Annotated in this window: 10 protein-coding genes; 7 read left to right on the top strand and 3 right to left on the bottom strand. The window is 64.4% G+C overall.

Annotated features, from left to right (window positions below):
* Window positions 1-7: 7 nt before the first annotated feature.
* Both AC5ZG1_RS12860 and AC5ZG1_RS12855 read right to left on the bottom strand, forming a co-directional pair.
* Window positions 8-634, bottom strand: coding sequence for a hypothetical protein (locus AC5ZG1_RS12860; RefSeq protein WP_496133086.1), 627 nt, complete (start codon window positions 632-634; stop codon window positions 8-10).
* Between the two features lie 5 nt (window positions 635-639).
* Complete coding sequence (locus AC5ZG1_RS12855) at window positions 640-1,656, bottom strand: PD-(D/E)XK nuclease-like domain-containing protein (protein ID WP_496133085.1); 1,017 nt, start codon at window positions 1,654-1,656, stop codon at window positions 640-642.
* A 193-nt stretch (window positions 1,657-1,849) separates the two neighbouring features.
* Between AC5ZG1_RS12855 and AC5ZG1_RS12850 the strand changes: the two genes are divergently transcribed.
* The 7 genes from AC5ZG1_RS12850 to AC5ZG1_RS12820 all read left to right on the top strand — a co-directional run bounded on the left by AC5ZG1_RS12850 (window position 1,850) and on the right by AC5ZG1_RS12820 (window position 8,695).
* Window positions 1,850-2,089 carry a hypothetical protein gene (locus AC5ZG1_RS12850; RefSeq protein WP_496133084.1) on the top strand — a complete coding sequence of 80 codons (240 nt, stop codon included), beginning with the start codon at window positions 1,850-1,852 and terminating at the stop codon, window positions 2,087-2,089.
* Window positions 2,090-2,148: 59 nt separating this feature from the next.
* Window positions 2,149-3,858: a DEAD/DEAH box helicase gene (locus AC5ZG1_RS12845; protein WP_496133083.1), complete on the top strand. Its 1,710-nt coding sequence runs from the start codon at window positions 2,149-2,151 to the stop codon at window positions 3,856-3,858.
* 10 nt (window positions 3,859-3,868) lie between these two features.
* Window positions 3,869-4,345 (top strand): single-stranded DNA-binding protein, encoded by a 477-nt coding sequence (ssb, locus tag AC5ZG1_RS12840; RefSeq protein WP_496133082.1) that lies wholly within the window; start codon window positions 3,869-3,871, stop codon window positions 4,343-4,345.
* Window positions 4,346-4,354: 9 nt separating this feature from the next.
* Window positions 4,355-4,852: a dATP/dGTP diphosphohydrolase domain-containing protein gene (locus AC5ZG1_RS12835; protein ID WP_496133081.1), complete on the top strand. Its 498-nt coding sequence runs from the start codon at window positions 4,355-4,357 to the stop codon at window positions 4,850-4,852.
* Entirely contained in the window at window positions 4,845-5,303 is a 459-nt protein-coding gene (locus AC5ZG1_RS12830) for a VRR-NUC domain-containing protein (RefSeq protein WP_496133080.1), read from the top strand. Before AC5ZG1_RS12835 ends, AC5ZG1_RS12830 begins: the two co-directional genes overlap by 8 nt.
* A gap of 231 nt (window positions 5,304-5,534) precedes the next feature.
* A complete protein-coding gene (locus AC5ZG1_RS12825; RefSeq protein ID WP_496133079.1) occupies window positions 5,535-8,372 on the top strand; it encodes a toprim domain-containing protein in 2,838 nt (945 codons plus the stop codon).
* Complete coding sequence (locus AC5ZG1_RS12820) at window positions 8,372-8,695, top strand: hypothetical protein (RefSeq protein ID WP_496133078.1); 324 nt, start codon at window positions 8,372-8,374, stop codon at window positions 8,693-8,695. Before AC5ZG1_RS12825 ends, AC5ZG1_RS12820 begins: the two co-directional genes overlap by 1 nt.
* Here the strand turns inward: AC5ZG1_RS12820 and AC5ZG1_RS12815 are convergent.
* Window positions 8,692-9,903, bottom strand: a complete 1,212-nt coding sequence (locus AC5ZG1_RS12815) for a metallophosphoesterase family protein (protein WP_496133077.1) — start codon at window positions 9,901-9,903, stop codon at window positions 8,692-8,694. The genes AC5ZG1_RS12820 and AC5ZG1_RS12815 overlap by 4 nt on opposite strands.
* Window positions 9,904-9,985 lie beyond the last annotated feature (82 nt).

The following is a 9,985-nucleotide window of genomic DNA, read 5'->3' as shown; positions in this document are numbered from 1 at the left end:
TGTCTGGTCAGGCTTCGGTCGAGTTGATGATGGACTGCATGAGCTCCCAAGTTTTGGGGGCGCTCGCGCGCTTCGGCGGGTTACGCCAGTCGCCGATTTCTTCGGTCAGCAGCGCCTCGAGCTCGGCCCAGCGCTCGACCAGCGCGTTCCAGGTCGGCGACACCACGCGCATGCGGTCGAGTTCGGCGCGCAGCTCCGGGCATTGGTCGAGCAGCAACAAGCAGCGGCGGAAATCGGCCGGATCCCTCGGGTGGCACGGCGCGCTGTTGCCCAACGCGACGACACCTGTTGTGAATTGAAACAGGGTTTCGCTGCTGATGCCGCGCTCGCCGGACGCCAGCCATTTGACGGCGGCGGTCGATAGGTTCTTGTTGGCGGGGTTATGTGCCTCGCGGGCCTCGGCTGCGCCCGCCAGCGCCGCGCGCAGCGTATCGAGGTCTTTGCGCAGGCCGAGCGCTAAGTTGGCGCCAGCCATGCGCGCTACGTCGGGATCCATGACGGCCTGTTTCGGCGCGAGACCGGCGAGCGGTTGGAGCGCCGTCATGGGCACCGAACCGAAGATGAGAATGCAGCCGTCGCGGTGCTCGACGGTGTAGCGGACCGGGCCGCCGCTGGTGAGATTGGTAGCGTACATGATGGTCAGTAGGTGAGGGGGTAAAGGTCGGGGAATTTGCGCCTCTCCCAGGACGGGAGACACGCTTTGATGGGTTTGCCGCGCGCGACGCCGGGCCAGTAGTTGCGCTGCTGCGCCAGGATGAGGCGCGCGAGATCCTGCTGATAGAGACGCCGGCCGGCCTCGATCTCATCATCGGTCAGGTAGTGGACCGCTACGTCGTAGGGGCGGGTTTTCTGCGCGGCGACTAAGGCGAAGTATTGCGGCGCCTTGGTGCCGTACAGCTTGCGCAGGATGTCGAGATACCACGCCGCCTGAACGTGATAGCGGCGCCGCGCGATGGTTGCGCCGAAACCTTCCTCGCTCACGTCGTCGGTCGTTTTCAGATCGGCAACGAGCATGCCGTTGGCAGTGATCGCGTCGGTGCGGCACTTCTTGAGCACCTGGACGATGATCACCTCGCCGGTGTCCGGGTCGACAACCTCCACGTCCTCGTAGACGAAAAACGACTGCTCGACCCTGGCGCCCTTTAGCAGCGGGCCCGCCACGGGATCGCACTGCACGGCGCGGAGCATGCTCAGCATGTCCTTGTAGTCTTTCGCGGGGATGGGCGTCTTGCCGGCGATGCGCCGGTTATGCTCGGCCTCCAGCACCGCCATGATGCGGGCCTTCGGATCAGCAGCGAGCAGCCGCTCGATGAGCTCGGGCTTCGCGCCGCTGACCATCTCGCCGAGGTCGCTGAGCGCCTTCTTGAGGTCTACTGCCGTGTCGAGCGCGCCAGGATGCGCCGTCTTGTCGAAGCCGACGGCGTAGGTTTGCTCGAACGTGCCCGGCTCGAGCACGAGCTTGTGCGTGCCGTCACCGACGATGAAGCAGTGCTTCCGATCTTCCGGCTCGCGCTCCGGATTGACGTACTTGTCCCAATAGTTGAGCTCGCTGACCGCCACGGCGTCGAGCATGCTTTTCGAGATGCCCGGGCCATCGTGATACTGCGCGTTGGTCAAGTCGAGCAGGCCGGTCGGGTGATCGACGACCAGTTCCATATGCTCTCCTAATCAAAAATGTTCGTGAGTGCGTAGTGTCGATCAAATTTGAATCGCCGACAACTAACGCGCCCTCGTTTGTCGCGCGAATACGTCACTCGTCTCTGAGCTTCACGCGCATTCACCACTCACTTTTGAGTCGTGATGATTCAATTCCAGTACAATCCGCAAACTTACCGACTAAGGGATCGTAATGGGATCGAAGGATTTCAAGCAGCAGTTCTACGACGCGATGGACAAGCTGGAGGCTGACGCGAAAGCGGCCGGCCTGAACTTCACGCAAATCTGCAGGGAGACTGGCATCTCGCGCGCGACGCCGGATCGCTGGAAGAAGCACCTGCCGAAAACCGTCGAACTCGTTACGCGCATGCAAGAGGTGGTCGCGCAGAAAATCCGCGAGAAAGAAACCGGCATCCCTGGCGAGACAGCCTAACCCTCAGACCTTCCTAGCTGGGCGCGGACTTTTCGCAACCGCCGCGCCTGAGATCATTCATGCCTGCCATCAAGCTTCGGGATTACCAGGAGAGGGCGGTCCAAGAGATTCGCCAGCAGTTCCGGGAGAAGAACGCCCCGGTGCTGTTCGTGCTGCCGACCGGCGGCGGCAAGACCTATACGTTCAGCTTCATCGCAGCCAGCGGCGCCGAGAAGGGCCGCCGCATCGTCATCATCGTGCATCGCAAGGAGCTGCTGCTGCAGGCATCTGCCTCGCTGCGCGAGCTCGGTATCGAGCACGGGATGATCAGCCCGCACTTCACGCCGAACCGGCATGCGCGGATCCAGGTCGCCAGTGTCGACACGCTGCTGATCCGCCTCAAGAAGTGGGAGCAGCAGCGCGCGGCCGCTGAAAAGGCGGGCAAGCCTGCGCCGCCGAATCCGTACCAGTTCGACATCGCGATCTTCGACGAGGCGCACCACGTCGTCGCCGGCAATAAGTGGGGACGAGCCTGGGAGCAACTGGGCCGGCCCCTCATGCTCGGCGTCACCGCGACGCCGGTGCGCACCGACGGCAAGGGCCTGGGCGAGCACGCCGGCGGCGTGTTCAAGTCGATGGTGCTGGGCCCGCTCGTGCCCGAGCTGATCGCCTGGGGCAAGCTGGTCAACCCCATTGTCTACACCAGCCTGGATATGCCGGACCTGTCCGGGCTTAAGAAGGACAAGGACGGCGACTACAGCCGCGCCGCGCTCGCCGAACGCGTGGACAAGCCGCGCATCACCGGCTCGGCCGTCGAGCACTACACCAAGATTTGCCCGGGCGCGAAAACCATCGTGTTCTGCTCGAGCATCGAGCACGCGAAGCACGTCCGCGACGAATTCAACGCAGCCGGCTACAAGTTTGAGCTGCTGGTAGGCGAGCCGGAGATGTCGGACGCCGAGCGCACGGCCGTCAACAGGCGGCTGCGGCGCGGCGAGATCCACGGCGCCTGCACGGTCGACCTCGTGAGCGAAGGCTACGACCTGCCGGACCTGGAATGCTGCATCATGCTCCGGCCCACGGCATCGGAAGCGCTGTTCCTGCAGCAGGTCGGCCGCATCATGCGCCCTTCGGACGCAAAGCGCGGGTGCTGGCTGCTGGATCACGTCGGCAACGTCGGCGTCATGGTCGACGGCGTGTTCAAGGTCAAGCACGGTCTCCCGGACCAGGAGCGCGCGTGGACGCTTGACGGCCGCCAGAAGAAGAAGCGCAGCAAGAAGGATGTCGACGAGGAGACCATCGAGCTCAAGCAGTGCCCGAAGTGCTACATCGTGCATCCGCCGGCGCCGTCGTGCCCGGCCTGCGGCCATGTCTATCCGGCCAGCGGCGGCCGCAACCTGGAGCAGGTGGAGGGCGAGCTGCAGCAGATCACGCCGGAGATGCAGGCGCAGATCACTCGCGACGCCAGGATCAAGCAGGGCAAGGCCAAGACGAAAGAGGAGCTGATGGCGCTCGGCTTCTCAGAGGGGCGCGCCGACAACCTGCTGCGCGCGCGGGCCGAAAAGGAAGGGCTCATGAACGCGCTGATCTCCGATCTTCAGGCGTGGCGCGCCGAGACCGGGCAGACCGCGCTCGAGATCCTGGGCGTGCCGATGATGGGCATCAAGCAACAGAAGCCGAAGGCGCTCAAAGAGCTGCGCCAGCGGTTTGACGAACACCGGTCCGCCTACGCGACCGGGCAGGGCCTGACCGGCTCCAACACCAGCGGCCAGCAAGCCGCGCTTATCTGAGGGTTTTACTATGGCATCCGTCAACAAGGTCATCATCATGGGCAACCTGGGGCGCGACCCCGAGGTGCGCTACAGCCCCGAGGGCGCCGCCATCTGCAACATTTCGGTCGCGACGACCTCGAAGTGGAAGGACAAGGCCAGCGGCGAAAAGCGTGAGGAGACCGAATGGCATCGCTGCGTGGCCTACAACCGCACGGCCGAAGTCATCGGCGAGTATCTGAAAAAGGGCAGCTCGATCTACATCGAGGGGCGCCTGAAAACTCGCAAGTGGCAGGACAAGGACACGGGCGCCGACCGCTACAGCACCGAGATCGTCATCGACAGCATGCAGATGCTCGGCAACCGCGACGGCGGCGGCGAGGGTCGTGAAGGCAATAATGGTGGCGGGCGCCCGGCGCAGCAGCAACGGCCGGCGCCGCAACAGCGCCCCCAGCAGCAACGGCCCGCCGGTAATCAGGCGGATATGGACGACGATATTCCCTTCTGACCCCAATTTATGGACAAGCCTACCAATCCCAAAGACGCCATCGGCAGCGGCAAGCTGCCGCTCGAGCTGGTCCCGGACACCATCGAGGCCGAAGTCGCGCTCGCCTATCTCGAGGGGGCTCTGAAATACGGCCGGTTCAACTGGCGTGTCGCTGGCGTGCGCGCGTCGATCTACCGGGCCGCGCTGCGCCGACACCTGATGCGTTGGTGGAACGGTGAGGACCGCGACAAGAAAACCCGCGTGAAGCATCTGGCGAGCGTCATCGCCTGCGCGGGTATCCTGCTCGACGCGGAGCTGTGCGGCAAGCTGACCGATGACCGGCCGCCGCCCGTGGACCTGGACGCGTTGCTCGATGTCGAGGAGCACATCGCTTACCTGAAAGAGCTGTTCAAGGACCACGATCCGAAGCACTGGACCATAACCGACATCCAGGCCGCCGGGCTGGCCGAGCACGCGGCGCGCGAGGATGACGCGCGGCTCATTGCGGCGTCGAACGGTCATGCTTGAGGGCGGCGTACAGCGTCTGGTGTGGGCGGCACTGTCCGCACTGTCGTCGATCTTCAAGACGGCAGTGCGCGTCACGCTTTTCCGCGTCAACACGGGCACGGCCTGGGTCGGTGCCGGCAAGCCAGTGCGCAACAAGGACGGCTCCGTGACGCTGGCGGCAGCTCGCCCGATCACCCTGGGCTTCGGCCTGGTTACGGGCAAGCCGGTGGTCGGCGCATCGGATCTGTGCGGGATGACGAGCATCATCGTCACGCCGGAGATGGTCGGCAAGCCTGTTGCTGTCTTCACCGCCATCGAGACGAAGCGGACGAAGGGCGGACGCACATCGGAAGATCAAGGTGACTTCATCGACTTCGTGCGCAAGGCGGGCGGCATCGCTGGCGTGGCGAACACGCCGGCCGCCGCTCAGTCGATAGTCACTGACTATTGCAGGGAGCGCGGCATCAGTTGAATCCAATCTCGCTGCGCTGAAAAGCCCGTAGAATCACCAGACGGCCCACGGCTTCATCGTTTTTCACGCGATACAGCCGCAAGCATTTTTGCCGCCGTGGCATTTTGAGTTTTCGGTGCGGGATAGGGTAGCTCCCGAAGCGTTCCTGCTGACGCGTTCCCGCACCATCTTTTTCTCATCAGCAGACTTCGAGCAGGGGAAGTATGAGCAGGGATCTCAGTCGGAGCATGTATGTTGCATGAATCCGACATCATCGATCAGTTTTGCAGGGCCATGCGTGAATACGACATTCACGTATCGGCTGCTGACGTAAAGGCCGACGGCAAGCTCCACCGGATCAAGGCTGACGGCGACAAAGAAAAGACCGTCTGGTACGTGCTGCATGCGGACGACCAGCCCGCCGGCATGTTCGGCTGCAATCGCCGCTACGGCCACGATCAGAAATTCACCTGGAAGGCTGACATCAAGCGCGCGCCGCTGACGGCCGCCGAGAAGCGCGCCTATCGCGAGCGCATGGAGCGCATCGAGTCCCAGCGCGCGGCCGAGGACGCGGCGGCCAGCGCCGCTGCCGCCGAACGCGCCAATCGCTTGTGGTCCGAGGCGGTCGACGCTGATGAGCATCCCTACCTCGAGCGCAAGGGCGTGCGTGCGCACGGGCTGCGCGTTGGCCGCTGGGAGGTCATCGACCAGGACACGGGCGAAGTCCGCACGGTCACCAATCAGGCCCTGCTGGTCCCGATGCGCGACCTGGGGAAGCGCATTCACAGCCTGCAGGCGATCATGCCGCAGAAGCGCGAGGGCGCGTCGGACAAGTGGTATCTGACGGACGGCGACAAAGAGGGGCACTTCTGGACCATTGGCCGGCCGCTCGAGCACGATGGCAAGATCGTCATCATCATCTGCGAAGGCTACGCCACGGGCGCCAGCATTCACGAGGCAACCGGGCACGCGGTCATCATCGCGTTCGACGCGCCCAACCTGCTGCCGGTGGCGAAGGTCTGGCGAGCGCGGTTCCCGGACGCCATCATCATCATCGCGGCCGACAACGACCAGTGGACGCTCAAGCCCATCGTGAACCCCGGCCTGACGCGCGCGCGCGAGTGCGAGAAGGAGGTCGGCGCCCTGGTCGCGTTCCCGCCGTTCGACGCGGCGCTCGGCGCCACGAACGAGCGCGGCGGCCGCGCGCACGGTCCGACCGACTTCAACGACCTGCAGCAGCTCGAGGGCATCGAGTCCATCTGCGGCGTGATCGACGCCGTGCTGAACCCGCCGCCGGCGCCGGATCCTGGCCCCGCTGACGACACGCCGCCGTGGGAAGGCGCGGCTGACGAAGGAGCGCCGGCCGCCGACGGCGATGAGCCGCCCGACGACACCGATGACGAAGGTGACGACGACCGTCCGGAGAACAACGGCTATTTCGCCATCCTGGGCTATGACCGCGACCAGTATTTCATCTTCTGCCACGAGTCGCGCCAGATCATGGTGCGCACCAAGGGCGACTTCTCGGACATCGGCCTGATTGAGATGGCGCCGCTTAACTGGTGGGAGGCGAACTTCCCGGGCAGCGAGAAGGCGGGCGGCATCGACCGCAAGATGGCCGCCAACTTCATCGTGCGCACGGCGCGCAAACGCGGCATCTACGACATCAGCCGCGTGCGCGGGCGTGGCGCCTGGAGCGACGAGGGCAGGGCGGTCTATCACCACGGCGGCTACCTTAGCGTCGACGGCCAGCGCGTGGATATCACGCGCCTGGAGTCCGAATTCGTCTATGAGCTCGCCCAGTCTCTGCCGGCTCCTCACGAGAAGCAATTCACGCAGGAAGAGGGCAAGCAGCTCATGGAAGTGGTCAAACGCTTCCGCTGGTCTAAGCCCGGCTCTGCACTGCTCTTTGTCGGCTGGGTGGCCCTGGCACCGATCTGCGGCGCGCTGCCTTGGCGACCGCACCTCTGGATTACAGGGGGCGCCGGATCCGGAAAGTCGACCATCGCCAAGATGGCGCACGACCTCTTGCGCGGGACCGACGTGTTCGCGCAGGGCTCGAGCTCCGAGGCCGGCATCCGCCAGCGGCTCAAGGCCGACGCGCTGCCGGTGCTGATGGATGAGTCCGAGTCGACCGAAGAAAGCGATGCGAAGCGCGTCCAGTCGATCCTGGCGCTGATCCGGCAGGCATCGACCGAATCCGACGCCGAGACGCTGAAAGGCACTGCCGACGGCTCTGGCATGACGTTCCATATCCGCAGCATGTTCTGTCTCGCGTCGATCCAGGTCGCGCTCAAGAACAAGGCCGACATCGACCGCCTGTCCGTGCTGACGCTGCGCTCCGGCCGAGACGGCAAGAACGACCCGAACGAATGGCAATCGCTCAAAGAAGCCATTCACGCCCTGGTCGTCCGCGACGCAACGGTAGCGCGGCGCCTGCTGCGCCGGACCATCGACCTGCTGCCGACCACGCTCAAGAACATCGACGTGTTTACCGAGGTGGGCGCGCGCGTGTTTGGTAGCCAGCGCGACGGCGACCAATACGGCACGCTGTTGGCCGGCGCGTGGTCGCTGATCTCGAACGATGTGGCGACGCCGGCCCAGGCCGAGGCACTGATCAAAGAGTACGACTGGTCCGAGCACCTGGAAGGCGCCGACGAGGATGAAAGCGCCCGCGCGCTGTCCGCGCTGATGGAGGGCAAGATCAGGATCAACGGCATCGACATCACGGTCTACGAGCTCGTGTGCGAGGCCAGCAACGTTTCGGTGCCCGGCCTGGAGATCGGCAGCACAAAGGCCGATGCGTTCCTCCAGCGCCACGGCATGCGCGTGAAAGACGGCTTCCTGGTGCTGTCAAACACATCGAACGAACTGCGCCGGCTGGTGACGGGCACGCCCTACGAGGCTGACCTGCGCGGCATGCTGCTGCGCGTGCCCGGAGCCGACCGCAACATCAACAAGCCGCTCAAGTTCAACGGCGTGCAGTCCAAGTGCATCCGCGTGCCGCTCGATCCGATCCTGCACGACCTGCCCACGACGCCGCCGGCGCGCCCGACGACGCTTGACGATCTCGAAACGGAGCCGTTCTGATGGCCGCGCCTATTCAAGTCCCGGCCGGCTTCAAGGCGGACTTCACCTACTACTGCGAGCGCGCCGGCATCGTCGGCCGCGAGCAGGCGCTGCTGCGCAACGAGGTGCGCGCAGATTTCGAGGGGACGGGGCGCTGGGTGCAGGAATGCGCGAAGGTCTACCGCTTCGCGGACGCGACCTGGGGCGGCTTGCCCACGCCCGATCTATGCCTGGGCTATCTCGCGTCGAAGGGCCTGTTCTATGAAGACGAGACGCTGTTCAAGCGCCTCGGGATCCTGCTGCAGGTGAAGATGTGTGCGCGCGCGGCCGGCGCGCTCGATTAGGCCGCGCGCTTGTAGAACTTACCGCCGATCATCGCGAAGTCGCGGATCTCGACATACTCGAACTGCACATGCTTCTGGTGCGTGTCGACGTGCGCCAGCATGAAGCCCAGCGCCCATTTCTCGCCGGCGCAGTAGCTGGCCGCGCGCGCGTGGCCGCAACCGAGCTGGTGCCATTCGGTCGAGCCGAACGTCGGCGAATAGAACGGCCACACAATATGCTTGTGGTGATGGCCGTTGAAGCCCGGGTAACCCATCTGGCGCCCTTCGGGGAAGTGGTGCGCCAGTAGGCAGTCGTACATCACATGGTAGTTCTTCTTGAGCTCGTCCTTCACGTCGCGCTCGGTGAAGGCGGCGAGGTCCATGCGGGCGATGTAGTTCACCTCGTAGGCATCCAGGCCCAGCAGCTTCGGCACGGTGAAGCCGTGCAGGTCGGACAGCACGACCTTGAGCGCCGGCGTGGCCTCGCCTAGGTGGCGCATCAGCCTGTACTCGTGGTTTCCTTCGATGTAGATGATCTCGGCGTCCGGGCACGCCTTGCGCAATTCCTCCAGGAACTGGTGCAGCCAGCGGATCCGGCCGACGACATTCCACTCGCGCGGGTCGACGCCGTATTTGCCGAACTCGGGCAGGTCCAGGGCATCGCCGTTGATGACAATCTTCTCGGGCTGCACGCGCTTCGCGGTGTCGATAAAGCAGATGCGCCAGAAGGGATCGCACTCGATGTCGTGGATGTCGGACGCGACCAGGACGGTTTGAAAGCGCTTGCCGGACGGGCGCAGGTACTTGCCTTCCCATCCGGCTTTCTGCTCGTTCATGGCCCGCTGCACGTCCTTGCTGGCGTGCTTGGCGATGTCGCGCTCGAGGCGGTGCGCATGGCGGGAAAGCTTGACGCCGGCCTGACGCTTGAATTCCTCGAACGTGCCAAAGTGCCGGTTCCACGTGGCCTCGGAGATGTCCGAGTGAACGCGGAAGTAGTTGCGGGTGACAACCTTGTCCGGGTCGATCTGGACGACGCGCAGGAGCTCGTTGATACACTCCTGCGGGCCCCAGTCCTCGTGGAATTTTCGCTCGTCCTCGGACAGCGGGACTTTGCGGCCAGTCGCCGCCTTGGATTTCTCCACGGCGGCCGGGTCGATCACGCCGGAGCTGATCAGCCGATTGAGCCGCTTCGAGACGTTGGAGTGGTCCAGGCCCAGGGCCTTTGACATTTGGTAGGCGTTGTATTTGTGCTTCTGCGCCGCCTTCAGGAATTCATCCTGGGTAACTTTCGCAGTCATAGGCTTGAGCGGT

This window comes from Bradyrhizobium sp. Leo78 (assembly GCF_059512425.1).
This window is presented reverse-complemented; position numbering and strand designations above follow the sequence as displayed.